The following is a 24759-nucleotide window of genomic DNA, read 5'->3' on the forward strand; positions in this document are numbered from 1 at the left end:
CGGCTTTGGCGCGCCGGCCGCAGTATCGTCCGACCCTATGCGCCTTGCGCCCGGCTCTATGTTTGTCTCGCTTTACCCTTTGGTAACCATATTCCCACATTTTCGCATCAGGCCCGCGCGGCGAATTTCGCGTCCTGCATCTGATTGGCTGAAGTGGATTACCAATGCGTTCTTTTGTAACCGGCCTGGCGGGCCTCTGCGTTCTCGCGCTTGCGTCCTGCGCTTCGACCGGGGACCGGGACACAGCGATCCTCAAGACCGCGCTGCTGCCGGCTCCCGCCCGCGTCATCTCCGACGGTCCGGATGCGATCGAGGTGATCACGACGGGTTCGATCGGGGAGATCGTGCAGATCGAGGACGCACCATTGCAGCTTGGATCCATTCATTCGCGCATCGTGGACGGCGCCGATCGCGGCGCGCAGGTCATGTCGATCAGCCTCGGCGAGGACGGCAAGCCGGAATATCATCCGCTTGCTGGCCGCACGATCTATCTGGATGAGACCCGCGACATCACGCTTGCGCCGCTGGAAGTGGTGCTGACCTTCGATGACGGCCCGGTTCCCGGCCGCACCAACGCGGTGCTGGACGCGCTCGATGCCTACGGGGTCAAGGGTCTGTTCTTCATGGTCGGCGAGATGGCGCATTATTACCCGGAAACGGCGGCGCTGGTGGCCAAGGCCGGCCAGACGATCGCCACCCACACCTGGTCGCATCCCTATCTGCCCGCGCTCGGGTTTGACGCAGCCCTCGCCAATATCGACCGGGGTGCGGCCATCGTGGCGGAGGCAACCGGCAAAACGCCGCACTTCTTCCGCTTTCCCTATCTGGCCGAAAACGAACGGCTCGACAGGGCGCTTCAGAACCGGGGCCTGATCCCGGTCGGCGCCGATGTCGATTCCCGCGATTATATCGAGGCGACGACCGAGCAACTGGTGGAGCGGGTGATGAGCGGGCTCGAGGACCGGGGCGGCGGGATCGTGCTGATGCATGATCTGCAGGGCCGCACCGCGCGGGCGATCGGCCCGCTGCTCGCGCGGCTGCAGGCGGGCGGCTACAAGGTGGTGCAGCTCAAATATGGCGTCCCGCCACAGAAGGCCGATACCCTGGTGGCCCGCCTTGACACAAATCCCCTGAAATAGCTTTCGGCCCAACACGTACCGCAACGGCGCTCAACCGCCTTGAATTGCGCGGTCCCGCGGTCTAGAACCGCCTCGGCCCGCCAGAGGCGCCGACATACCGGATGGCGCGCGGCCCAGCATCGAGGGAGGCATCATTGAGCCAGCGTAAACTCTTTCTTCTGCCCGGCGACGGCATCGGCCCGGAAATTTCGACCGAGTTCCTCAAGGTGGTCGCTCTTTTGAACGACAAGGCCGCTGCGGGTTTCGAAATCGAGAGGGGCCTTGTCGGCGGCGCCGCCTATGATGCCCATGGCAAGGCGATCTCGGATGACGACATGGCGCTGGCGATGGCCGCCGATGCGGTGATGTTTGCCGCTGTCGGTGGCCCCAAATGGGACAATGTCGCCTATGACGTGCGCCCGGAGGCCGGGCTTCTGCGGCTGCGCAAGGATCTGGAACTGTTCGCCAATCTGCGTCCGGCGATCTGCTATGCGGCGCTTGCGGCATCATCCTCGCTGAAGCCGGAACTGGTGGAAGGCCTCGATATCCTGATCGTGCGCGAATTGACCGGCGGCGTCTATTTCGGCGAGCCCAAGGAAATCATCGACCTCGAAAACGGCCAGCAGCGCGCGATCGACACCCAGGTCTACGATACCTACGAGATCGAGCGCATCGCCGCCGTCGCCTTCGAACTGGCGCGCACCCGCGACAACCGCGTCTGCTCGATGGAAAAGCGCAACGTGATGAAGTCCGGCCTGTTCTGGAACCAGGTCGTGACCCGGGTGCACAAGGAAAAATTCGCCGATGTCGAATTGTCGCACATGCTGGCCGATGCCGGCGGCATGCAGCTCGTGCGCGCGCCCAAGCAGTTCGACGTGATCGTAACCGACAATCTGTTCGGCGACATGCTGTCGGATGTCGCGGCGATGCTGACCGGCTCGCTCGGCATGCTGCCATCGGCCTCGCTCGGCGCGGAAGATGTCGTCACCGGCAAGCGCAAGGCGATGTATGAGCCGGTCCATGGCTCCGCGCCCGATATCGCCGGGCAGGGGATTGCCAATCCGCTCGCCATGCTCGCCTCGTTTGCGATGTGCCTGCGCTATTCGTTCAACATGATCACCGAGGCCGAGGCGCTGGACGCCGCGATTGCCAGGGTGCTGGATGACGGGCTTCGCACCGGCGACATCATGTCGCCCGGTTGCCGCAAGGTCGGCACCAGCGAAATGGGCGACGCCGTGGTCGCCGCCTTCGCCGCCAAGCTCGGCGTTTGAACCTGAGAGCCGGCGGCGGGGTTTATAACCGCCGCCGCCGCGCTATCTTGTCGGGATGAGCGAGATCCGACGAAACGTCCCCCAAAACTTCCCCAAAAACGGTGTCCGCATGCCGCCGCTGTTCTGGAAGCGGCGCGTTGCCCATGACGCATTCCGCCTTTCCTCGACGCGCTGGCCGTGGTTTCTGTTGCCCGCGGCCACGCTGGCGCTGCTGTGCATGGCGACCCTGGACGGCCCGGTGGCGGTCGCGCGCGATGCGATGTCGTCGCGGTTTCAGGGGTTCGCCGCGCGGCTGACCGATGTCACCACGGCGCCGTGGATATTGGGGGCAAGCGGGACAGTCACGCTCCTTGCCCTCGCGGCGGTCACCTTTCTTGCTGGTCCGCGCGCCAAGTTCCGCGCGGCGCTGGTGCTGCATCAGGGCTTCTACCTGTTCTGTTCCGTCGCGCTTGCAAGCGCCACCGTCAATGTGGTCAAGCGCCTGATCGGCCGGGCGCGGCCGACCCTGTTCGATACGGTCGGCGACCTGCACTTCAATGTCGGCGTCTGGGCCTATGATTACGCAAGCTTCCCCTCCGGTCATTCGACCACGTCCGGCGCGATCTTCGCCGGTCTGGCGCTGCTCTATCCGAGGCTCGGGCCGTTGTTCGCCGCCTTTGCAATCTTCTTCGGCTTTGCCCGCATCGCCGTCGGCGCTCACTATCCGAGCGACGTGTCGGCGGGCCTGTTCTACGGCGCCTGGGTTTCCGTGCTTGTCGCCTGCGTTTTCGCCCGTTACCGGCTGCTGTTTGCGGTGCCGGAGACGGGCCTTCCGGTGCGCCGGCGCCGGCCGCGCCCGCGCGACCGTCTTCGGTCGTAATCTTGCTGTCATCAACTCTGTTGGCTTAGCTGGTCTCTGAACCTTGCATTCAATGTGATGACTATCTTTCGCATGACCGCGGCGAGGGCGACGATTGGCTTTTTACCGTTGTGGATGAGGCGTTTGTAGAATTCGACGAATTCGCCCCTTCCTTGTGCGGCCTGCATGGCGGGCATGAACAGGATCGTTCGCACGGCTGGCCGTCCACCGCGCATCCTGCGGTAGCCGATCTTGTTGCCGCTTTCGTTTGGATGAGGCGCCAGGCCCGCCAGAGCCGCTGCTTGCTTTCGGTCCATCTTCCCCAGTTCCGGTATGGCGGCAATGAGGGCTGCGGCCGTCGTTTCGCCGATACCCTTCATGGCGGTTGCGGTCCTGGCCCTCTGCACAAGGGATGCGGAGCGCATCAGCGCACTGATGGCTTTGTCGACAAGCACGATCTGCCGGTTGAGGACAGTGAGCAGGGCCTTGAAGGTGGCGGCCAGGTCGCGCCCGCCCAGTTCGCGCGCGCTTGGGGCCTTGGCGCGATTCTGCTCGGCCACCCTCATGGCCACCAGATCGGCGCGGCGGCGCACGAGAGCCTTGAGCCTTGCCTCACAGGGGTCCTCCGCATGCCATAAAGGCAGGGTTGCCCATCGCTCCAGCCCATAGGCGACCATTTCCCGCGCATCGATCGCATCGCTCTTGCCCAAGCGGCCGCGTGACCGGATGAAAGCCTTGAGCTTGCGTGTGTCGGCGCGATGGAGCGGAAGTTTCAGGCCCCGGCATTCTTCCATCAAGATGATCTCGTAGCCGCCGGTGGGCTCGCAAATGACCAGGTCGACATCGCACTTTCGCAGGAAGTGCCGGATCTGTTTTCGCTGGTTGGGAATGACCGTCGCGATGCGGCCGTCAAAAATGGCGATGGTGTCCTTGGCGACATCGACGCCAAGGCAACGGCACGGGGGATGATGCAAAAAGGTCATGGTGATGCTATCCTCTCTAGGCTTCGGATTGTTTGCGGGCGTGCCAGGCAGCGGCCCAATCAACTCTCCAAGCGATGGCAGAGTGCGGCAGTGACCTTGATGACGTCGGGTGTTGCCCAATCCTCGGACGGTCGCCTGCCACAGCAGCTGCGGGCTGTGAAAGAGCCCGCAGCTGCGCCAACATCATAACCTGCATTCAACAAACAATCCCCGGGCGTTAGTCCGTTTTGCGAGGTTCTGCCGGTCGCGGGCGTTGATGCCGCAGGCCGGCTCGGCTAACATCCGCCCGGGCAGTTGCCCTTTGGATGAGGGGGCGGTTTCGGATATTTGGAGGTGCAATGTCGGTGCGTTACCGCTGGTTCAGCCAGCGCAGGAAGATGAAGGATCAACCGTGGCCCTCAACGCACTGGCGCGGCTTTGCGGTTGCGGCCGCCGGCCTGCTGTTCGTTGCCTTCGCGATTCTCGATTATCCCGTCGGGCTGATGGCCCGCGATCTCTCCGGTCCGATCAAGGAATATGGCGAGTTCGTAACCCATTTCGGCCAGTCGGAGTGGATACTGATCACCTGCGCTCTCGTGTTTGCGCTCGGTATGACGGCGGCGGGTACGGCGGATGATGGTGACCGGCGCGCGCGCGCCAAGGGCGTGTTTCTCGCCCAGGCCGCCAGTTTCGTTTTTCTCGCCGTCGCCTCCTCGGGCATTGTCGTCAATCTTCTGAAGGGCATTATCGGCAGGCCGCGGCCGAACATGCTAGTCTATCATGATCTCAGCCCCTTCGCTTTCGACCCGGTCAGTTTCGCCGGCAATTATTCGAGCTTGCCCTCGGGGCATTCCACCACGGTTGCGGTAATCTTCACGGCGGCGGCGTTTTTCCTGCCGCGTCATCGCATCCTGTTTTTCAGCCTTGCCGTCTGCGTCGCGATGAGCCGCATCATCGTCGGCGCGCATTATCCAAGCGATGTCATTGCCGGGCTTGCCTTTGGAAGCTGGTTTACCTATCTGACCGCGATCTTCTTTTCGCGCTACCGGATGGTCTTCAGCATCGACGAGCGGGGATGGCCGGTGCCGCGCAACTGCTTTTCCGCGCTGAGGCCGGAATTCATGCGCAAGCATCCGCACCATCCGGCCCCGCAAACAGACCTTGACTTGGAAACGCAAAAGGGCCATTAGCCTTCGCGGTAGAAGGAAAAGCCGAATGCCGCTATCCGTGCGTCACATTGCTGTTGATGTCACTCTGGCGCACCGCGCCGGCGGCCGGATTTCGCCTGCCCGCAATTTCTTCACATCGGCCAAGAAAACGACGACGAAAACCGTCTGACGTTCCTGGCCCACCGCTCTCTCCCCGGTTCGGCCGGGGACGGGAAGACGCCGTTTCGGCGGATCTTCCACTCCCGCGATTTTCGAGGAGAGAAACGAAAGAGAGCTTATCATCATGGGTTTCAAGATTGCAGTTGTCGGCGCGACCGGTAATGTCGGGCGCGAAATGCTGTCCATCCTCGAAGAACGCGGGTTCCCGGCCGATGAGGTCGTGGCGCTTGCCTCCAGCCGTTCCGTTGGCAGGGAAGTCTCCTATGGCGACAAGACGCTGAAGGTGAAGAACCTCGAAAACCATGATTTCTCCGAGACCGATATCTGCCTGATGTCGGCCGGCGGCACGATCTCGCAGAAGTGGTCGCCGAAAATTGCTGCCAAGGGCTGCGTCGTCATCGACAACTCCTCGGCCTGGCGCTACGACGCCGATGTGCCGCTGATCGTTCCGGAGGTCAACCCGGATGCGATCGAGGGCTTCCGCAAGCGCAACATCATCGCCAACCCGAACTGCTCGACCGCCCAGCTCGTCGTCGCGCTGAAGCCGCTGCATGACCGCGCGACGATCAAGCGGCTGGTGGTCTCGACCTATCAGTCGGTTTCGGGGGCCGGCAAGGATGGCATGGACGAGCTGTTCAACCAGACCCGCGCCGTGTTCGTCGCCGATCCGATCGTGAACCAGAAGTTCACCAAGCGCATCGCCTTCAACGTGATCCCGCACATCGACAGCTTCATGGAAGACGGCTACACCAAGGAAGAATGGAAGGTGCTGGCCGAGACCAAGAAGATGCTCGACCCGAAGATCAGGGTCACCTGCACCGCCGTGCGCGTGCCGGTGTTCATCGGCCACTCGGAATCGGTCAATATCGAGTTCGAGAAGGAAATCAGCGCCGAGGAAGCCCGCGATATACTGCGCGAGGCGCCCGGCTGCCAGGTGATCGACAAGCATGAGGATGGCGGCTACATGACGCCGGTCGAGTGCGCCGGCGAGGACGCGACCTTCATTTCCCGCATCCGCGAGGACGCGACGGTGGAAAACGGCCTCGCCATGTGGATCGTCTCCGACAATCTGCGCAAGGGCGCCGCGCTCAATGCCATCCAGATCGCCGAGCTTCTGGTGGAGCGCAACCTGGTCAAGCCGCGCGCCATGGCCTGAGGCATCATGCCCCAATAGCAGACGGCGCCGGAATTTCTTCCGGCGCCGTTTGTGTTTTCCGGTACGGCCGGCAGCGCCTTACAGGAATTCCACCTTGCCGGTTGCGATATCATAGACGCCGGCGATCGACTTCAATGCGCCCGAACCGTTCATGTCGCTGAGGATCGGTCCCGTTTCGGCGGCGATGCGGGCGTTGTAGACCGCATTTTCGGCGGTGGCGGCGGCAAGCAGATCGTCAGGGTTCTGCTGCATGCTGTTGTAGACGGCGGGCCGGATGGCGTTGACAAGGCTTGGCAGGTGGCCGGGCGGCAATTCGTTGTCGCGGATCGAATCGATCGTTGCGCGTATCGCACCGCAGCTCGTGTGTCCGAGAACCATGACGGCCTGAACGCCGAGAACGGCGGCGGCGAATTCGAGGCTGGCGATCCCGTCCTCGTTCAGGAAATTGCCGGCGACGCGCACCACGAACAGGTCTCCCGGCGCCTGATCGAAGATCAGTTCCGGCACCACGCGCGAATCCGAACAGGCAACGATCGCGGCGAAAGGCGACTGGCCGGCAGCCCTGGTGTTGCGCCCCACCGAATGATCGGCATTGTTCGGCGTGTTGGCCACATAGCGCGCATTGCCGTCGATCAGGCGCTGGATCGCCTCATCGGCGGAAGCCGGCGCGGTGGTCGTGGTCTGCGCGAAGGCGCGGCCGCCAAACGGAACCGCAAGCGAAAGCGCCAGACCGCCCATCAGCAGGCCGCGTCGGCTGAGTGTTCCCCTATCGCATTGATCGCACATGGCATATCCTCCTGCTGCGGCGCACCCGGCGGCCGCTCTGACCCTGTTTGTTTATCGGTCCGGCAGGACCGGCAAGCGCAGTTTTCCTGGTTGCCGCGACAGGCTTACAGCGACAGCCGCCATTGGCTATCCGATTTCCGCAAAAATTGAGGAAAAGCAGTTCCGGCGACCGGGTCTATGAGGCGAGCGTGGCCGACGGGGTTTCGCCGAATATCCGTTTGTAATCGCCCGCGAACCGGCCGAAATGCAGGAAACCGTGCTGTATCGCCACCCGCGTCACCGTCGTCTGCCGAGGGCAGGCGGCCGCAAGCGCCGCGCGCGTCCGGTTGAGGCGCAGCAGACGCAGGTAGGCATTGGGCGACATGCCGATATATTCGTGAAACGCATATTGCAGCCGGCGTTCCGAGACGCCGGTGGCCGCGCAGATGTCCACGATCGTCGGCAGCCGGTCGCTTTCCGCGCAGCTTTCGATATAGGCGCGCGCAAGGCTGCAAACGGCAAAGGCGCGGGCCCGCGCCGCACGCGAAAGGTCTTCGACGCCCTCGCTCCGGGCGGCTACCTGCAGGGCCGATTGCAGCAGCAGGTCCCTGATCATCGTGCTGTCGCAATGCTCGCCGCGCTCGCGGGCAGCGTCGCCACTGAATGCCGTGATATCCGCGGCGAGCGCGCCCTTCAGGGGCGAGGTCCATGATCGGATCGTCTCGGGCGCTGCTTCCCAGCGCCGCGGGTTGAGTATCCGTGCATCCCGGATGAAAGCAGCCTGGTCGAAGCTGACATAGGTCGTGCGGGTGCCCGCGGGCACGTAGAGATCGAATGGCGTGTTCTCCGGCAGGAAGAACACCGTGTCCGGATGGTTGCTGCCCTGATCGGAAAACCGGAATGCCCGGTTCGGCGTGCAGTAGGAAAGCGTGCACAGATTGGCCGGCGTCGCACCGATTTTCTGCACCGAGGCCGCCTGATCCTCCTGCACCACCTGCTGGCTGCCGAAATCGATCGTCTCCATCCGGCAAACGGTTCTGCCGATGCCGAGTTGAAAACATTCCATGTCGATCCATGGCTGCATCGCGGCCTGGTCGGCTGCGCATGTCAGCACGGACGATCGCAAGACCGGCGCTTTCGTCCCAATATCGGCCATCCCGCTATCCCTCCGCCGGCCAATCCTCCGTCAACGGCGCCCTCCCGGCGCGACCGGGCGGGCAATTGTCTGCGGAGATACCAATCAGGGAATAGCATGAAAGGGAACCGTTTACATCTGTCCGGATTGCGAGAAACGCCAGCCGAAGCGCCGGGAGCGAGACCGGCCAGTACGCTTTCGGCGGAGAGCCTTGCCGTTGGAGAGCGTGTTGTGCTGTTCATATTCCCGCAGGGCGCACCGCCAGTGGAAGCGTTTGCGATTGACCGGGATTATACCGCTCGAAACGCGCCGTCGGCTGGCACAAAGATCACTTGTGATCAGCCCCCTGTGGAGCCTGATCATCCATCAAACAAGCGGCCCTGAGCCGAGCGCATCGGCGGGAAAATACCGTCCGGCCCGGTAGTAAACGCGACACTTAACGAGTCAACGCTGTCGCAAAACGGATCAGGTCAGTTGTGTGCGATGCCGGCGAGAATCGTCTTCGCGTAGCTTTCCGCGATCTGCGGCGCGGTTTGTGGCCCGTCGGCGCGGAACCAGCGGGCCATCCAGTTCAGCATTCCGAGAATGCCGCGCGCGAAGGTTGGAATATCGGCGATCTCGAATGCGCCGTCACGGACGCCGGCCGCCAGAAGGTCCTCGAGAAGGCGGGTATAGGCCTTGCGCGCCCGTAATTGTTCGGCTGTGTAATGTGCCATCTCCCGTCCGCCGCGCGCGAAGAAACTCGCGCGATACTTGTCGCCATGCTCCGAAAAATAAGCGGCGTGGGCCGACATGAAGCCGGTCAGCCTGGCGCTGTGATCGGTATGCCGGGCGATTTCGGACGATGCGGCTGCATGGAGTTCCGCAAGCGTATTGAGGACGATCGTATCGAACAGCGCCTGCTTTGTCGGGAAATAGTGGTAGAGCCCGGCTTTGGTCACGCCGACGGAATGGGCCACATCCTGCAGCGAGGTCGTGTCGTAGCCCTTCTCGGCAAACAGGCAGGAGGCCGCGTCGCAAATCGTGCGGATCGGGTCCTTGATCGTAGGCGGGCGGCCTGGTCCGGCGCGGTTTTCGCGTTTGTTCATCCGACGATTGCTACTCCATGGCGAAGGCCGAGGCAATTCTGCCTACCTGCCGTCAACAGTCGATCAGGGGTTCTTTAGGCTTGCAAGAACCTCGGCGGTATGCTCCCCGAGGGTCGGCGGCGGACGAACGCGGCAGCGCTCACCGTCGATACGCCATGGCGGGGCGGTAAAGACAATGTCTTCGCCCTTCGCGTTTTTGTGCGTGACCAGCATGTTTGACGCCTCGGTGCGCGGGTGCGACAGGGCTTCGTAAAGGCCGAGGACCTCGCCGCATGGAATGCCGGCGGCCGCCAGCTTGTTCAGCAGATCGGCGCGTTTGTGGTTGAGCAGTTCGCGCTCCAGTTCGGGGATCAGCGCGCTCCGGTTTTCCGACCGCAGGATATTCGTGGCAAAGCGTGGATCGTCGGCCATGTCGGTGCGCCCGAGAACATCCCGGCATAAGGACTGAAACTGACGGTTGTTGCCGACCGCGATGACGAGCGGTCCGTCGGCGGCGTCGAACACGCCATAGGGGATGACGGACGGATGCGCGTTGCCGTATCGCGGCGGGTCGGATTTCATGACCAGCGCATCCAGCCCGTAATAGGCGCTCAGCGTGACGCCGCAATCGTATAATGCGAGATCGACGCGACGGCCGCGTCCGGTTCGTTGAACGTCCACCAGCGCCGCGAGGATCGCCTGGGCTGCATACATCCCGGCAAACATGTCCACGACGGCGACGCCGAATTTCAGCGGCGGACGCCCGGCCTCGCCATTGATGCTCATCAGGCCGCTCTCGCCCTGGACGACGAGGTCGTATCCCGGGCGTTGGGCTTCTTCTCCGGCCCGGTCGTAGCCTGCGATCGAGCAATAGATGATCCGCGGGTTGATCTTCATCAGTTCCTCGAAACCCAAGCCGAAGCGTTCCATCCCGCCCTGCTTGAAATTCTCGACGACGACATCCGCATCGGCCACCAGCGCGCGCGCCGCCTCGATCATCTCCGGATCGCCGAGATCGAGCGCGACCGAGCGCTTGTTGCGGTTGAAGGCGTAGTAATACGTGGTCTCGGTCTCGCCGATGCGAATTCCCCAATCACGGGTGTCGTCGCCGCGCTCGGGATGCTCGATCTTGATCACATCAGCGCCGAGGTCGCCGAGAACCTGGGTGCTCAGGGGGCCGGCGAGTACCCGCGAGAAGTCGACGACTTTGATTCCCTGCAAGGGAAGACCTGGCATTTCATGACCTCCGATCGATGCATTTCGAGCCGGCTATTGACTTATTAACCGTCTAGCCGGAAATAAATTCGAAAAGCTATCTTGTCAAATGCGTCCTGTGCAGGACGGGATACCGGGAAGGGGAGGTCTGCATTGGTAAAACCGGCAATTTCATGTCGGCGCTTCGAGCGTGGGGGAGACGACTGCAGCCGTTTGCAGGTCCGAAGAAACGGTTCGGGCCGATGAATGAACATGTGCGTTACGGATTGCGGCTTCTGGTCATCCTTGCCGTTGCTTCGGCGGGCGCCTGGGTCGCGATCGCCGCCAGGATGCCCTTGCCGTGGATGCTCGGGCCGCTCGTTGCGGCGGCGGTGGTCGCGATGGCGAAACCGAAGGTTTTCGGCGCGATACCGGTCATGCCGACCACGCTGCGGAACATCTTCATTCCCGTCATCGGGCTGATGATCGGGTCGCAGGTCACGCGCGAGACGCTGGTGCATATGGGCCAGTGGTGGCCGTCGCTGCTGCTTGTCGTTCCGTTCGCGCTTGTGACGCAGATGATCAGTTTTGCGCTCCTGAAAAAAATGGGCGGCTATGATCGCGCCACCGCCTTCTTCGCCTCCTCGCCGGGCGGCGTCGTGGAGGCGGTGATCATCAGCGAGCGGTTCAAGGGCGATCCGACCCTGACCGTGGTGCAGCATCTGGCGCGGATTTCCCTCGCGGTTACCATCGTGCCCCTCCTGCTGACCCTTTATATCGGTCATCCCGTAGGCAGCGCGAGCGGGGCGAGCATGCCGGACGCGCTGAACCCGATCGGGCTGATGGATACACTGCTGCTGGCGGCGGCGGCTGTCATCGGCGCTTACGTCGCCCGCAAGATCAACCTGCCGGCGGCCAACATGCTCGGTCCGATGATCACCAGCGCGGCGCTGCATTCGACCGGACTCACATTTGCCCTGATCCCCACATCGCTCGTCCAGATCACCCAGCTCGTCATCGGCGCGAGCCTTGGCGGTCGATTCGCGGCGGTCGACATGCGCACGCTCTACAAGTCGGCCGTGCTGTCGCTACCGCTGCTTGTTGTTTCGCTGTCGGTTGCCGCGGTCGCGGGCCTGACTGTCTCGATGCTGGGATACAATTCCGTGGTTGTCGGGTTCATTTCCTTCGCGCCGGGCGGCGTAACGGAAATGGGCCTCATCGCGCTTTCGATCGACGCCGACCCGGTATACGTGGCCTGCCACCATATCGTCCGGATATTGACGGCCGTCCTGTTCCTGCCGCTGATCTACCGCTTCCTGATCGCGCCGACACGCCAAAACCAACAATCCGGAACATCGGGCGATGCCGACTGATCACCCGATGTTGTAAGCGGCAGGGAGGGGATGGTGTCGCGACCCTTCGCATGCCCGCGCCGCCGAGATTGCAGGACGTCACGCTTACGTCTGCGGGCCAAACAGATATGGACATGAACTGATGGTAGCGGAGGAGGGATTTGAACCCCCGACACAAGGATTATGATTCCTCTGCTCTAACCTACTGAGCTACTCCGCCAGCCTTGTCCGCCGCAAAAGGCGGGAAAGACGTGGTCCGGGAACGCGGCTTGGCCGCGCGGGACGGGGCGTTATTAGGGCCTGCGGCAAGGGGTGTCAAGCGGGAATGACTGGAATTACCGCCGGTTCTGGCATCGCCGGCGGGCATTGATGCAAGGCCGGCGCTGTCGTCGTGATTGGCAGGCGAATAAGCGGAAAATTCCTCGCCTGGAGCGTCGGGTGAAAAAGCGGAATCCGGTTTTTCGTTAACCCGACGCGCTAAAATAAAGAAACCAGAGCATCGGGCGATGCCAACCAATGCCCGATGCGCTGGCGGGGGATTGCACGCTCTGGCCGGGCCTTGCACCCTTCCCACGCAGGCAGGGCGCATTCTTTGCTCGAAATACGCGTTGAAAAAGTCTATATGGGCCGGACGAAGGAGCTTATATGGCGCGTGAAAACAAAAGCGAGGACTGGCAGGGGCGATATTCGCCGAGTCTCGAGAGCGTGGAATCGCTCGCGATCGAGGCCTATGCGAAACTGCCCGAGGCGTTTCGGGCGCTCACTGGCGACCTCGTCATCGAAATCGCGGATTTTCCGAGCGACGAGATATTCGAGGACATGGCGCTGGAAACGCCTTTCGATCTGCTCGGCCTGTTCGAAGGGCGCGGCGTTTCGGAGCGCTTTACCATGGAAACGGGCGAGATGGTGAACCGGATCACCCTATACCGCCGTCCGATCCTCGACTACTGGGCCGAGAACGAGGAAACCCTGGGCGATATCGTCAGCCATGTGCTGATCCACGAAATCGGTCACCATTTCGGCCTGTCGGATGACGACATGGAACGCATCGAGGAAAGCGTCGACACCGACGCCCGGCGCTGAGACGCCGGACGGGGTTTCTCCATCACTCCGGACGGATGAAATCGCCGGTCTTGTTGTCCATCACCCATAATTCGCCGGATGAAATGTCGAACCAGGCGCCGTAGAGCTTCAGCTTGCCCTGTTTCTCGGCTTCTTTCACGTTCGGAAACGAGCGCAGATTGGCGAGCGAGTTGCGGATCGAAATCCGCTCCAGCGCGGTCTGGCGCTCGCCTTCCGTCATGATGGAATTGGAATTCATCTGGGCGGCGGCGGGTTTCAGAAGATTGATCCACTTGCCGATGAAGTCGCCCGGCGACAACGGCTCGGCGTTCGGCGAAAGCGCTGCATGAATGCCGCCGCAGCGGCCATGGCCGAGCACCACGATATTCTTGACCTCAAGCCCCTCGACCGCAAATTCGAGGGCGGCGGAGGTGCCGTGATACTGGCCGTCCGGCTCATAGGGCGGCACCATGTTGGCGACATTGCGGACCACGAACAACTCGCCCGGGCTCGCGTCGAAAATCGTTTCGGGGGCGGCCCTGGAATCACAGCAGGCAATGAATAATGTCTGCGGCTTCTGCCCTTCCTCGGCGAGTTGGCGGTAGCGGGCGCTCTCTTCGACATAACGTCCCGACATGAAGTTCTTGTAGCCGTCGAGAAGGGGTTGCGGGAAAGAGTCCATCAGAATGCCGTCCTTTTTGTGGGTGCCTTGCCGGCTCGTCAGTTTCTTTTACGTCGCCGGGAGGGATGCATCAATTGACGAAGGCCAACTTTTGCGAAAGGCGCCCTCAGGCTGTGCGCATCCTTTTCCGGCATCAGTTCATCGGATCCCTCGCGCACCGCGCGCGTCAGCGTTTCGAATACGGAAGCGGTCGATTTTTCAAGCGCTTCGCCCGGCGGCGCGCCGGCCAGCCTTGCAGCCAGAAACAGCGCGGAAAACAGGTCGCCAAGCCCGTTCGGCGGATTTTCGACACGCTGGTGCTCGGCAAGCAGCGCCTGCCTGCGATCGACAAACAGCGTCGCCACGCCCTCCTTCAGCATCGACTGTGCCGATGTGACCACCACTTCGGCGGGCCCGAGCGCAAGTGCCGCGTCGATCATGGCGGTGTTGTCGGCAAGCGCGCGGTTCGCAAGCCAGGAGAGTTCGAAGCGGTTGGGGGTCGCGATATCGGCAAGCGGCAGCAGCCGGTCGCGGATCGCCCTTGCGGTATCTTCGCCGACATAAAGACCGCCTTCGTCGCCGATCACGGGATCGCAGAGATAGATCAGGCCGGGGCTTTCGGCGCGCAGGTTTTCAACCAGTTCCGCGATCGCTTCGGCCTGGGCGGCATTCGCGAGATAGCCGCTGATGACGCCACAGACCTCTCCGCGCCAGCGGCTTTCGCCAAGCTCGCGGAGCGCGTTTGCGAATGCCTCGCCTTCAAACTGCAGCCGTGTCGCGCGCCAGTGGCCGGGATGCCAGGGCAGCACGACGGTGGGCACGGACCAAATGTTATAGCCCAGAGATTCAAGTGCAAAGACGATGGCGCGGTTGCCAATCTTGCCGCGCATGACGTAGCTTGAGATCGCCACAATGGCGCCGGCAGGGGGAGCGAATGTCATATCTGGGCCCTGTTGATGCGTGGGCTGAAACCAGCCTTGACGATAAGGTCATGAAATTGTTTTGCCATTCGTCTCATTTACGCTCTAAATCGCCTATTGGAGTGCGCTGTCAAGCGGCTGTCATGGCCGGGGCGTTAAACGATCTTCGTTCGTAGCGGAAATCGCCTAAAAAATAGCGGCGCAGTCCGCTTGAAAATAACTAGCTGGAGGAAACATGGAAAGCAAAGCCGATCAGAAGCGCAAGTCCCTGATGCTAGAGGCCGAGCGACTGGCAAAAGAGGGCGGCAAGGCCTACGTCAACCCGGTTTTCATGTTCGAACACGCCAGCCCCGAGGATCTCGAACCTTACACGCCCGAGGCGATTGCGGCCGCAACCTTCCATGCCGCCGGCGAGATCGCGGCCTATGACGGCGGCGACGCGCTGGTCACGATCGGCCAGGTCGAGGGCATCGCGCCGGGAGGCATCGCCACCGACGTGATCACGGTCACCGACCGCAACATGCCGTTCATCTATGATTCGGTGATGGCGGAGATCGGGGAATTCACCAGCGATTTCATGCTGGCCGTTCACCCGATCCTGGTCGTGTCGCAGGGCAGGGAGCCGGTGGCGTTTTCACCGGACATCGAACATGCGGAAGACGACCGGATCAGCCATGTTCAGGTTCATGTGCGCCAGTTGGCGCCGGAAACGCGCGCGCGGCTGAAGGCGCGGCTCGAATATATCCTGAACCATGTCCGCCTCGCGGTTGCCGGCTGGCCGGAAATGCTGGCCAAGCTCGAAACGGCGATGACCGAGATCGAGACCCGGGCGCCTTCCGGCTTTGCGGGAGCGCGGGACGAGGCGCTGGCCTTCCTCGCCTGGCTGCGGGACGGCAATTTCACCTTTCTCGGCATGCGCGAACTCGTCTATATCAACGATGCCGATGGCGCGCGGGTCGAGCATGTCTCGGACGCCGCGACCGGCATTCTCTCCGATCCGGAAATGCGGGTGTTGCGCCGGGGACCGAACCCGGTGGTCTCCACCCCGGAAATCATCGCCTTCCTGGAAGGACCGAAACTGCTTCTGGTGACCAAGGCCAACACCACCTCCACCGTCCATCGCCGCGCCTATATGGACTATATCGGCGTCAAGCGTTTCGGCGAAAACGGCGAGGTTGTCGGCGAACTCAGGATCGTCGGCCTGTTCACCTTCACGGCCTATACCCAGTCGGCGGTGCGCATTCCGCTGCTTCGTGCCAAGATCGCGGATGTCACCCGCCGCTTCGGCTTCGAGCCAAAGAGCCATGCGGGGCGGATGCTCCAGAACACTCTGGAATCCTATCCACGCGACGAATTGTTCCAGGCGCCCGCGCCGCTGCTTGCCTCTTTCTGCGAACAGATCATGGCGGTCGCGGACCGGCCGCGCATCCGGGTGCTGAGCAGGATCGACAATTTCGACCGGTTCGTGTCGGTGCTCGTCTATGTGCCGCGCAATCTTTACGATTCGCGCCTGCGCGAAAAGATCGGCGACTATCTCGCCAGCGTCTACCATGGCCGGGTTTCCGCCTATTATCCGTCGTTCCCGGAGGGCCGTTCGGCGCGGGTGCATTTCATCATCGGACGGCGCAGCATGGACAAGACGCCGGACGTGCCGCAGGCCGAACTCGAGGCCGAGGTTACACGGCTTGCGGCCGACTGGACGGAGCGCTTCAAGGAACTCGCCGGTCCCGGCGCGCCCGAAATTGACGGCAACGAGGCCTATCACGAGGCGTTCTCGCCTGATGACGCCTATGCCGATATCGGGCTGATCGCATCCGCGGCCAAGGACGGCATGTGCATCGGCTTCTACCGCGACAGGCATGAGGACGAGGCGGAGGTGCTGCGCCTGAAGATCTTCCACGCCGGCTCCCACCTGCCGCTGTCGCGGCGCGTGCCGCTGTTGGAAAATCTCGGCTTTTCCGTTGTCTCGGAACGGACCTTCGACCTGGAATATGCCGAAAGCGGCGTGGCGAGCAGCGAGGTCGTTCTTCATGACATGGAATTACTGGTCGAGGGCGATGTCGATCTGGAGGCCGATGGCGCTCGCCTTGAGGAGGCCTTCGTCGATGCCTTCCGGGGCGCCCTCAGCAATGACAGTTTCAACCGGCTGGTGCTGCTGGCCCGGCTCAGCGGTCGTCAGGCGAATGTGCTGCGGGCCTATGCGCAATATCTGCGCCAGGCCGGCGTCAACTATACCGGCGACTACATCGCGCACTCGCTTTGCCAGTATCCGGTGATTTCGCGGGCGCTGTTTTCCATGTTCGAGACCGCCTTCGATCCCGCCCTTTCCGATGAGGCCCGCAGCAACGGGCTGAAAAGCGCGCGCGGCACGATCACGGAAGGGCTCGAAGGCGTCCCCAATATCGATGACGACCGGATATTGCGGCTGTTCGTCAAGCTGATCGACGCGACGCTGCGGACCAATTATTTCCAGACGGACGAGGACGGCGCGCCGCGCCCCAACCTCGCGTTCAAATTCGCCTCGCAATCGCTTGCCATCCTGCCGCAGCCACGGCCGTTCCGCGAGGTCTATCTCTACGGCCCGCAGGTGGAGGGCGTGCATCTGCGCTTCGGCAAGGTCGCGCGTGGCGGGCTCAGATGGTCGGATCGCGGGCAGGATTACCGCACCGAGGTGCTGGGTCTGGTCAAGGCCCAGCAGGTCAAGAACGCGGTGATCGTGCCGGTCGGGGCCAAGGGCGGCTTCTATCCGAAGAACCTGCCCGTGGGCGGCAGTCGCGAGGACGTGTTCAACGCCGGCCGCGAGGCCTATAAGAGCTATATCCGCACCCTGCTGTCGATCACCGACAATATCATCGACGGCGAGGTGGTGCCGCCGAAGGATACGGTGCGCGCCGATGAGGACGACCCCTATTTCGTGGTCGCCGCCGACAAGGGCACGGCGACTTTCTCCGACACCGCCAATGCTCTGGCGCAGGAGGCGGATTTCTGGCTTGACGATGCTTTCGCCTCGGGCGGCTCGGCCGGCTATGACCACAAGAAGATGGGCATTACCGCGCGCGGCGGCTGGGAAGCGGTAAAACGGCATTTCCGCGAGATGAACATCGATATCCAGACCACGCCGTTTACCGTTGCCGGCGTCGGCGACATGTCGGGCGATGTGTTCGGCAACGGCATGCTGCTTTCCGAAAAGATCCGGCTGGTGGCCGCCTTCGATCACCGCGATATCTTCATCGACCCGGATCCCGATCCGGCGGCGGGCTTCGCCGAGCGCAAGCGGTTGTTCGATCTGCCGCGCTCAAGCTGGCAGGACTATGACCGGGAGAAGATGTCGGCGGGCGGCATGATCATCTCCCGCAATGTGAAATCCGTGACGCTGACGCCCGAGGCGGCAGCCGCGATCGGGCTCGAGGCCGCGCAATATTCGCCGTTCGAGGTGATGACCGCGATCCTCAAGAGCGAGGTCGATCTGCTGTGGTTCGGCGGCATCGGCACCTATATCAAGGCCGCGGGCGAGACCAATGCCGAGGTCGGCGATCGCGGCAATGATGCGATCCGTATCAATGCCAACGAGCTTCGCGTCAAGGTCATCGGCGAGGGCGCCAATCTCGGCGTCACCCAGAAGGGCCGCATTGCCTTCGGGCTCAAGGGCGGTCGCTGCAATTCCGACGCCATCGACAATTCCGCGGGCGTCAACTGCTCCGACGTCGAGGTCAACATCAAGATCGCGCTCGCCTCCGCGATGCGCGCGGGCAGGCTGTCGCGCGGGGACCGCGACCGCCTGCTTGCGGAGATGACCGAGGCGGTGGCGGAAATCGTGCTCGAAAACAACTATCTCCAGACGCTCGCGATCTCGCTCAGCACCCGCCAGGGGCTGCAGAGCCTGTTGTCGCTGTCGCGGATGATGGAGGTTATGGAACGCGAGGGCCATCTCGATCGCGCCGTGGAAACGCTGCCGGATGAGGAGGCGCTGAAAACCCGCCGCCAGGCCGACCAGGCGATGACGCGGGCCGAGACCGGGGTGCTGCTGTCCTACGGCAAGATCGTGCTGTTCGACCAGCTTCTGGAAAGCGACCTGCCGGACGATCCCTATATGGTGCCGCTGCTCTACGGCTATTTCCCGGAGCGTATGCGCGAGGCGTTCTCAGACGATATCGCCGGCCATCGCCTGCGCCGGGAGATCATCTCCACCAGGCTTGCCAATGACGTGATCAATCGCGGCGGACCGGAATTCGTCATCAATGCCTGCGATCTGACGGCGGCGACGCCGGCGGAGGTGGTCAAGGCCGCGATCATCGCGCGCGACGGTTTCGCGATGGAGGAGGTCTGGGAAGCGGTCAATGCGCTTGACGGCACGATCGATGGCGATGTCCAGAACGCGATCTATACCCAGCTTCGCTATGTGTTCCGGATCCTGACGCATCTGCTGCTGCGCAACGGCCTCGCCGAGGGGGATATCGCCGGCTCGGTCGAAAAGCTGCGTGACGCGTTCTCGCTGTTCGAGTCGGAAATCGGGGATCTGCTGCCGGAAGCGCGCGCCGAATGGCTGGCGGGCCAGGAGGCTGGCTGGCTGCAGGCGGGCGTGCCGGAAGTGCTGTCGCGGCGTCTTGCCCAACACCTGTCCATGATGTTCGTGCCGGAGGCGTTGCAGATCGCAAGCCGCAGCGGCCAGAGCCTGGAACAGGCGGCGAAGGCCTATTTCGAGGTGACGAATATGTTCTATGTCTCGCCGCTGCTGTCGGCGGCGAGCCGGATGAGTCCCACCGATTTCTACGATTCGCTCGCGCTCGCCCGGTCCATGGACCAGATTTCCGCAAGCCGCCGCGATCTGGCGGCCAACGCGCTGATTGGCCATGGCGATCAGGAAGAACCTGTCGAAGCCTGGCGCGAGGCCCATTCCAGGCGGGTGCTGCAGATCACCGATCAGCTCTCGCGCCTTGCCGCGTCCGGAGACCCGACAATCGCGAAGACAACCGTGGCCGCCGGTCTCCTGGGAGATCTGGCGCGTGATCTCGTCTGATCGCGGATGACTTGCGCAACGCCCGCCGTCATTCTATCGGATGGCGGCAGGCGTGACAGGGGGCAGGGCAGTGACATTGGCTGAGGGCAGGGTGGACGGGCGCGCGGCGGGCCGGTCGGGCATTCTGGGGTGGATGTTCTTCGACTGGGCGGCGCAGCCCTTTTTCACGGTGATCATCACCTTCATCTTCGGCCCCTATTTCGTTGCCTCACTCGGTCCGGACAAGGTCGCGGGCCAGACGGCCTGGGCCAACGCGGCGACGGTGGCGGGCCTCGTGATTGCGCTCACGGCCCCGCTTGCCGGCGCGCTCTCGGATGCCGTCGGCGGCAACAAGCGCTTCATCTGCGCCCTTTCAATCGTGCAGATCGCGAGCCTTGCCATGCTCTGGCATGCGGCGCCGGGCTCGGGCTATTTCTGGCCTGCGGTGATGATCGTGTTCGCCACGATTGCCGCCGAACTCTCGGTGGTCTTCAACGATGCCATGCTGCCCCGGCTGGTGGAGCGGGGAGCGATCTCCCGGATTTCCAACGATGCCTGGGGGCTCGGCTATCTGGGCGGCATGATCTTTCTCGTGCTGTTCCTGCTGTTCGTGTCCGCCGATCCCGACACCGGCCTCACGATACTGGGCCGCCCTCCGGTCTTCGGCCTGTCGGCGGCCGAAGGCGAGCCGGCGCGGCTGGCGGGGCCGCTTGCGGCGCTGTGGTATCTGGTTTTTCTGATGCCGATGATTCTGCTCACGCCCGACAGCATAAAAGCAGGCGGGGCAGGCAGGCGGCTGGGGGGAGGGCTTGCCGACTTTCTCTCGACCCTTCTCAGCCTCAGACGACGCCCGGCGCTGTTCCGTTTCTTCATCGCCCGCATGCTCTACATGGACGGCCTCAACGGTCTCCTGATCCTCGGCGGCGCATTTGCCGCCTCGATGTTCGGCTGGTCGATCACCGAGATCGGCATTTACGGCATGATCCTCAATGTCGCCGCCATTTTCGGCTGCTTCGTTGCTGCCCGGCTCAGCCGCCGCGTCAGCGCCGGACGGGTGGTGATCGTCACGCTTTCGATGCTGATTGCCGCGACCTTCGGCGTGGTCTCCACCAGCGTCGATGCCACGCTGTTCGGGGCAATACCGCTTTTGCCGGCCCATGGCGGGCTGTTCTCGTCGGGCGCGGAAAAGGCGTTTCTGCTTTACGGCGTTATCATCGGCCTCGCATTCGGTCCCGTGCAGGCGGGCTCGCGCGCGTTTCTTGCGGTCGCCGTCGATGCGTCGGAGGCAGGCCGCTTCTTCGGCCTGTTCTCGCTGACCGGGCGGATGACGAGCTTCATGGCGACGGCCGGTTTCGCCTTGCTCACAAGCTGGACGGGCTCGCCGAATATCGGCATGGCGAGCCTGCTGGTGTTTCTGGTCGCCGGGCTGGCGTTGTTCGTGCCCGCGACGGTTGCCGTCAGTGACGGAAGGTCCTGACCCCGGTGAACACCATCGCCACGCCATTGGCGTTGGCGGCGTCGATCACCTCCTGATCGCGGATCGAACCGCCCGGCTGGATCACGGCGGTGGCGCCCGCGGCCACGGCAGAGAGCAGCCCGTCGGCGAACGGGAAGAAGGCTTCCGAGGCGACGGCCGAGCCCCTGGTCATCGGCTCGGGCCAGCCGGCGGCTTTCGCGGCTTCCTCGGCCTTGATGCCGGCAATCCGGGCTGAATCGATGCGGCTCATCTGGCCGGCGCCGATGCCGGCGGTCTGGCCATCCTTGACGTAGACGATTGCGTTCGACTTGACGTGCTTGGCGATCGCGAAGGCCATCTTCATGTCCTCGAGCTCGCGGTCGGTCGGCGCGCGTTCGGTAACCACGTTGAGCTCGATCTCGTCGATCATCGCGGTGTCGCGCGATTGCACCAGGAAGCCGCCGGCGACGGTCTTGAAATTCATGCCGCGCGCGCGCGGATCCGGCAGGCCGCCGGTGGTGAGCAGGCGCAGGTTCTTCTTCGCGGCGATGATTTCGCGGGCGGCGTCATCGGCGTCGGGCGCGATGATCACCTCGGTGAACAGCTTGACGATTTCCGAGGCGGTCTCGCCATCGAGCGTGCGGTTGAGCGCGACGATGCCGCCGAAGGCCGACTGGCTGTCGCAGGCGAGCGCCCGCCGGTAGGCCTCGACCAGCGTTTGCGCACGCGCCACGCCGCAGGGGTTGGCGTGCTTGATGATGGCGCAGGCGGGGGTTGCTTCCGGCGGGAACTCCGCAACCAGTTCGAAGGCGGCGTCGGTGTCGTTGATATTGTTGTAGGAAAGCTGCTTGCCCTGATGCTGCACGGCGTTTGCCACGCCCGGGCGCTTGTCGCCGGTGACGTAGAAGGCTGCGGCCTGATGCGGGTTTTCGCCATAGCGCATTTCCTGGCGCAGCGTGCCGCCAAGCGTCATGTGGCGCGGGTTTGCAAGCGACAGCGCCTCAGCGAACCAGCCGGAAATCGCGGCGTCATAGGCGGCCGTGCGGGCATAGGCGCGGGCGGCGAGGTTCTGCCGGAGCGCGTAGGGCACGGTGCCGTTTCCGGCCTCGATCGCCTCGCTCACCTCGTCATAATCGGCCGGATCGGTGATCACGGTGACATAGGCGTGGTTCTTGGCGGCCGCACGGATCATCGCCGGGCCGCCGATATCGATATTTTCTACCGTGGTCGGATAATCGCCGCCGGCGGCGCGAACCTCTTCGAACGGATAGAGGTTGATGACCGCGAGATCGATGCCGGAAATGCCGTGCTCGCGCATCGCAGCCTGATGCTCCTCGTCGTCGCGGATCGCGAGCAGGCCGCCATGGACATTCGGATGCAGCGTCTTGACCCGGCCATCCATGATCTCGGGAAAGCCGGTGATGGCGGAGACGTCTGTCACCTCGAGACCGGCCTCGGCCAGCGCCTTGTGGGTGCCGCCGGTCGAAAGCAGCCTGATCCCGCGGGCCGCAAGCGCGCTTGCGAATTCGACGATGCCGCTCTTGTCGGAGACAGAGAGCAGCGCGGTCTTCACGGTGACGAGATCGGGTGCTGGAATTTTCTTGGAGGCGACAGCCATGGCGATGTCCTTCGGGCGGTCGCTGCGGAAAGCCGCAGCGCTGAAATACGGGATAGCTGCGGCGCTTTAGCACGGTGCGCGGCAATGTTAAACCGTTCCGGGCCTATTCGAGCGCACCTTCGGACCTGCTTCAGTCGAGGCGTTTGAACTGCCAGGCGATTTCGGGGTATTCGGCGATTTCGGCGGTGATCACGATCTGTTGCGAAGGCTTCGCGCCCGAGCTTGCGGCGAAGAAGACGTCGTCCTCCAGCCGGGGCGAAAAGCCCGGCGCCGCAAACAGCCAGCTTTCGTTGTCGGGCGCCGTCATGAAGATCGTGTCGGCGTCCTCCTGCATCGTCCAGATTGCCGGGTGGAGATGGAAGCGGAGCGTGGCGGCATGGCCGTCGCGCGAAAGCGGCAGCGCATCATGCGCGCGGCGGAACCGCTCGATCCCGGCAAGCGCGCGGCCGTCCGGCGACAGCGCCAGGTTGCGTTCGCAATAAATCCCGAAGCGCGACAGATAGCCGTCATGGCGGATGACGAGGCGGTCGTGACCGCGCTCGTCCTCGTTTCGTTCGACCTCGACATGACGTATCCCGCCAAAGGCGACCGGGCCAAGAAAATCCGAGCGCGAGAACCGGATCGAGGAATGATCGTCGATCGTGACGGCGGAATGGGCGGCGGTCGAGCGCGCCATGCGGGCCGCTTCGCTGGCACGAGCGGGGATCCCGGCATTGACGACGAAACGGTTCTTGCCCGATGACAGCTCGAATGCCGCAGCCCCCGCATGGGCGGTCTTCGACAGATGCGCGCTCAGCGGCTTTCCGGCATCGGCGATCAGCACCGTCCCGCCCGCCTCAAGCCGCTGGAAGCCGGTATGGGGCAGGGCCTTGAAACCGGCGCTGCCGATCTCGTCATATCTCAGAAGCGCGGAAAGCGCTGTCGACGGCACCCGGCCCGATCCGTTGAACAGCGCAAGCTCGCCATCGCTGTGACGGAAGAAATTGAGCGCCGCATAGGCCCGGTCGATACTGGCGAGCAGGCGTTTGGGCAGCGGCTGTTCGAGATTGATATAGGTCTGCCGGAGCGGCAGCAGGCCGAGCAGAAGGCGCAGGAGCGCATCGGGACAGCGCGAGATATGGCCGCCATCGGGCAGGATCTGGCGGGTAAGCTCGTCATCGAGCCTGAGCGTCGCCTCGCGCTTTTGCCGATCGGAGAGGTCGAGGCTGATCGAGGCCATGGCGAGCGTCATGGCGACCTGCAGCTTCAGCTCGTCGCGCGCCATGCCGCGATAGCGCCGGCGCAGCAACTGCGCGTGGCGGATGAGGGCATCGATGAACCGGCGGTAAAATGCGGCATCCGCGCCCTTGAGGATGACTGTGGAATGGCAGAGCCAGGCGTTGAGCCGGGTCGCGACCGTTTCCGTTGTCCAGGTCGGACCCGTTATCGCGCGGTGGCGGCGCAGGAAACTCAGGACCGCGGCGCGGGCGAACTCGTTTGCCCCGATGTCGCGCTGGGTTCTCAGATGCCTGAGCCAGCCGAAACCGGATAAGATCCTCTCGAATCCAGCGCTCGGCATTTCGCAGGAAAACACCGGCCGGCCTTCGCTCAGCAGCAGTTCACCGGCAAAGGCGAAGCGGCCGGAAACGATATCCTCGCCCTCAACCGGGTCGGCGATACGCAGATCGGTGGGCGCCACCAGCAATTGTGGCGCTCGTTCGCCGGGCCACCGCGGCAGAGGCAGCGACAATACGACCGACCTGACGCGCCAGATGGATTCCTGCGCGTACAGAAAGGCATATCGTGCGATTTCCGCGCCCGGAAAAACCAATTTCAGACCCTTTTATTTGTTTCGTTCGCCAGAAACCGGCGTGACCCGAC

At 63.2% G+C, this 24759-nt stretch carries 18 protein-coding genes and 1 tRNA gene; 9 read left to right on the forward strand and 10 right to left on the reverse strand.

All coding sequences use genetic code 11. The features are described 5' to 3' along the window. Nucleotides 1-164: 164 nt before the first annotated feature. The 3 genes from HQ843_RS13585 (at nt 165) to HQ843_RS13595 (ending at nt 3248) form a co-directional block, all read left to right on the forward strand. Nucleotides 165-1139: a polysaccharide deacetylase family protein gene (locus HQ843_RS13585; protein ID WP_180897815.1), complete on the forward strand. Its 975-nt coding sequence runs from the start codon at nt 165-167 to the stop codon at nt 1137-1139. 134 nt (nt 1140-1273) lie between these two features. After that, a complete protein-coding gene (leuB, locus tag HQ843_RS13590) occupies nt 1274-2389 on the forward strand; it encodes a 3-isopropylmalate dehydrogenase (protein ID WP_180897814.1) in 1116 nt (371 codons plus the stop codon). 109 nt (nt 2390-2498) lie between these two features. Next, nucleotides 2499-3248 (forward strand): phosphatase PAP2 family protein, encoded by a 750-nt coding sequence (locus HQ843_RS13595; protein ID WP_180897813.1) that lies wholly within the window; start codon nt 2499-2501, stop codon nt 3246-3248. An 11-nt stretch (nt 3249-3259) separates the two neighbouring features. On the opposite strand, the gene HQ843_RS13600 is transcribed toward HQ843_RS13595, so the two are convergent. Beyond that, nucleotides 3260-4210, reverse strand: a complete 951-nt coding sequence (locus HQ843_RS13600) for an IS110 family RNA-guided transposase (RefSeq protein WP_180897736.1) — start codon at nt 4208-4210, stop codon at nt 3260-3262. Nucleotides 4211-4548: 338 nt separating this feature from the next. Between HQ843_RS13600 and HQ843_RS13605 the strand changes: the two genes are divergently transcribed. Further along, a complete protein-coding gene (locus tag HQ843_RS13605; RefSeq protein WP_180897812.1) occupies nt 4549-5379 on the forward strand; it encodes a phosphatase PAP2 family protein in 831 nt (276 codons plus the stop codon). A gap of 262 nt (nt 5380-5641) precedes the next feature. Then, on the forward strand, nt 5642-6673 hold the full coding sequence (locus HQ843_RS13610) for an aspartate-semialdehyde dehydrogenase (RefSeq protein WP_180897811.1): 1032 nt from the start codon (nt 5642-5644) through the stop codon (nt 6671-6673). Between the two features lie 78 nt (nt 6674-6751). Here HQ843_RS13610 and HQ843_RS13615 read toward each other — a convergent pair whose 3' ends face one another. The 4 genes from HQ843_RS13615 to HQ843_RS13630 all read right to left on the reverse strand — a co-directional run bounded on the left by HQ843_RS13615 (nt 6752) and on the right by HQ843_RS13630 (nt 10876). Further along, entirely contained in the window at nt 6752-7459 is a 708-nt protein-coding gene (locus HQ843_RS13615; protein ID WP_246710107.1) for a carbonic anhydrase, read from the reverse strand. 175 nt (nt 7460-7634) lie between these two features. Then, nucleotides 7635-8594: a helix-turn-helix domain-containing protein gene (locus tag HQ843_RS13620; RefSeq protein ID WP_180897810.1), complete on the reverse strand. Its 960-nt coding sequence runs from the start codon at nt 8592-8594 to the stop codon at nt 7635-7637. Nucleotides 8595-9043: 449 nt separating this feature from the next. Beyond that, nucleotides 9044-9661 (reverse strand): TetR/AcrR family transcriptional regulator, encoded by a 618-nt coding sequence (locus tag HQ843_RS13625; protein WP_180897809.1) that lies wholly within the window; start codon nt 9659-9661, stop codon nt 9044-9046. A 63-nt stretch (nt 9662-9724) separates the two neighbouring features. Beyond that, on the reverse strand, nt 9725-10876 hold the full coding sequence (locus HQ843_RS13630; RefSeq protein ID WP_180897808.1) for a CaiB/BaiF CoA transferase family protein: 1152 nt from the start codon (nt 10874-10876) through the stop codon (nt 9725-9727). Nucleotides 10877-11097: 221 nt separating this feature from the next. Here HQ843_RS13630 and HQ843_RS13635 point away from each other — a divergent pair, with 221 nt between their 5' ends. After that, nucleotides 11098-12207 carry an AbrB family transcriptional regulator gene (locus HQ843_RS13635; protein ID WP_180897807.1) on the forward strand — a complete coding sequence of 370 codons (1110 nt, stop codon included), beginning with the start codon at nt 11098-11100 and terminating at the stop codon, nt 12205-12207. A gap of 122 nt (nt 12208-12329) precedes the next feature. Here HQ843_RS13635 and HQ843_RS13640 read toward each other — a convergent pair. After that, nucleotides 12330-12406, reverse strand: a tRNA-Met gene (locus HQ843_RS13640). Nucleotides 12407-12831: 425 nt separating this feature from the next. Here HQ843_RS13640 and HQ843_RS13645 point away from each other — a divergent pair. Beyond that, nucleotides 12832-13269: a metallopeptidase family protein gene (locus HQ843_RS13645; protein ID WP_180897806.1), complete on the forward strand. Its 438-nt coding sequence runs from the start codon at nt 12832-12834 to the stop codon at nt 13267-13269. Between the two features lie 22 nt (nt 13270-13291). Here HQ843_RS13645 and HQ843_RS13650 read toward each other — a convergent pair whose 3' ends face one another. Further along, a complete protein-coding gene (locus tag HQ843_RS13650) occupies nt 13292-13930 on the reverse strand; it encodes a carbonic anhydrase (RefSeq protein ID WP_180897805.1) in 639 nt (212 codons plus the stop codon). 38 nt (nt 13931-13968) lie between these two features. Beyond that, nucleotides 13969-14850, reverse strand: coding sequence for a pyridoxal kinase (pdxY, locus tag HQ843_RS13655; protein WP_180897804.1), 882 nt, complete (start codon nt 14848-14850; stop codon nt 13969-13971). 214 nt (nt 14851-15064) lie between these two features. Here pdxY and HQ843_RS13660 point away from each other — a divergent pair, with 214 nt between their 5' ends. Next, nucleotides 15065-19846, forward strand: a complete 4782-nt coding sequence (locus tag HQ843_RS13660; RefSeq protein ID WP_180897803.1) for an NAD-glutamate dehydrogenase — start codon at nt 15065-15067, stop codon at nt 19844-19846. 133 nt (nt 19847-19979) lie between these two features. Then, the gene (locus HQ843_RS13665) at nt 19980-21302 is read left to right on the forward strand and encodes an MFS transporter (protein ID WP_246710422.1); all 1323 of its coding nucleotides are present in this window, start codon (nt 19980-19982) and stop codon (nt 21300-21302) included. Here the strand turns inward: HQ843_RS13665 and purH are convergent. Then, nucleotides 21283-22899 (reverse strand): bifunctional phosphoribosylaminoimidazolecarboxamide formyltransferase/IMP cyclohydrolase, encoded by a 1617-nt coding sequence (gene purH, locus HQ843_RS13670; protein WP_180897801.1) that lies wholly within the window; start codon nt 22897-22899, stop codon nt 21283-21285. The genes HQ843_RS13665 and purH overlap by 20 nt on opposite strands. A 130-nt stretch (nt 22900-23029) precedes the next feature. Beyond that, a complete protein-coding gene (locus HQ843_RS13675; RefSeq protein WP_246710423.1) occupies nt 23030-24577 on the reverse strand; it encodes a heparinase II/III family protein in 1548 nt (515 codons plus the stop codon). Between the last annotated feature and the right edge of the window lie 182 nt (nt 24578-24759).

The sequence above is a fragment of the Martelella sp. NC20 genome (genome assembly GCF_013459645.1).
Lineage (GTDB): Bacteria > Pseudomonadota > Alphaproteobacteria > Rhizobiales > Rhizobiaceae > Martelella.

What these genes read in the sequence shown, in the direction of transcription:
- HQ843_RS13615 (WP_246710107.1), bottom strand. Translation starts at nt 7,459, where the DNA reads ATGTGCGATCAATGCGATAGGGGAACACTCAGCCGACGCGGCCTGCTG.
- HQ843_RS13650 (WP_180897805.1), bottom strand. Translation starts at nt 13,930, where the DNA reads ATGGACTCTTTCCCGCAACCCCTTCTCGACGGCTACAAGAACTTCATG.
- HQ843_RS13635 (WP_180897807.1), top strand. Translation starts at nt 11,098, where the DNA reads ATGAATGAACATGTGCGTTACGGATTGCGGCTTCTGGTCATCCTTGCC.
- HQ843_RS13665 (WP_246710422.1), top strand. Translation starts at nt 19,980, where the DNA reads ATGTTCTTCGACTGGGCGGCGCAGCCCTTTTTCACGGTGATCATCACC.
- HQ843_RS13595 (WP_180897813.1), top strand. Translation starts at nt 2,499, where the DNA reads ATGCCGCCGCTGTTCTGGAAGCGGCGCGTTGCCCATGACGCATTCCGC.
- HQ843_RS13585 (WP_180897815.1), top strand. Translation starts at nt 165, where the DNA reads ATGCGTTCTTTTGTAACCGGCCTGGCGGGCCTCTGCGTTCTCGCGCTT.
- HQ843_RS13610 (WP_180897811.1), top strand. Translation starts at nt 5,642, where the DNA reads ATGGGTTTCAAGATTGCAGTTGTCGGCGCGACCGGTAATGTCGGGCGC.
- HQ843_RS13645 (WP_180897806.1), top strand. Translation starts at nt 12,832, where the DNA reads ATGGCGCGTGAAAACAAAAGCGAGGACTGGCAGGGGCGATATTCGCCG.
- HQ843_RS13600 (WP_180897736.1), bottom strand. Translation starts at nt 4,210, where the DNA reads ATGACCTTTTTGCATCATCCCCCGTGCCGTTGCCTTGGCGTCGATGTC.
- HQ843_RS13630 (WP_180897808.1), bottom strand. Translation starts at nt 10,876, where the DNA reads ATGCCAGGTCTTCCCTTGCAGGGAATCAAAGTCGTCGACTTCTCGCGG.
- HQ843_RS13625 (WP_180897809.1), bottom strand. Translation starts at nt 9,661, where the DNA reads ATGAACAAACGCGAAAACCGCGCCGGACCAGGCCGCCCGCCTACGATC.
- HQ843_RS13660 (WP_180897803.1), top strand. Translation starts at nt 15,065, where the DNA reads ATGGAAAGCAAAGCCGATCAGAAGCGCAAGTCCCTGATGCTAGAGGCC.
- pdxY (WP_180897804.1), bottom strand. Translation starts at nt 14,850, where the DNA reads ATGACATTCGCTCCCCCTGCCGGCGCCATTGTGGCGATCTCAAGCTAC.
- purH (WP_180897801.1), bottom strand. Translation starts at nt 22,899, where the DNA reads ATGGCTGTCGCCTCCAAGAAAATTCCAGCACCCGATCTCGTCACCGTG.
- HQ843_RS13620 (WP_180897810.1), bottom strand. Translation starts at nt 8,594, where the DNA reads ATGGCCGATATTGGGACGAAAGCGCCGGTCTTGCGATCGTCCGTGCTG.
- HQ843_RS13605 (WP_180897812.1), top strand. Translation starts at nt 4,549, where the DNA reads ATGTCGGTGCGTTACCGCTGGTTCAGCCAGCGCAGGAAGATGAAGGAT.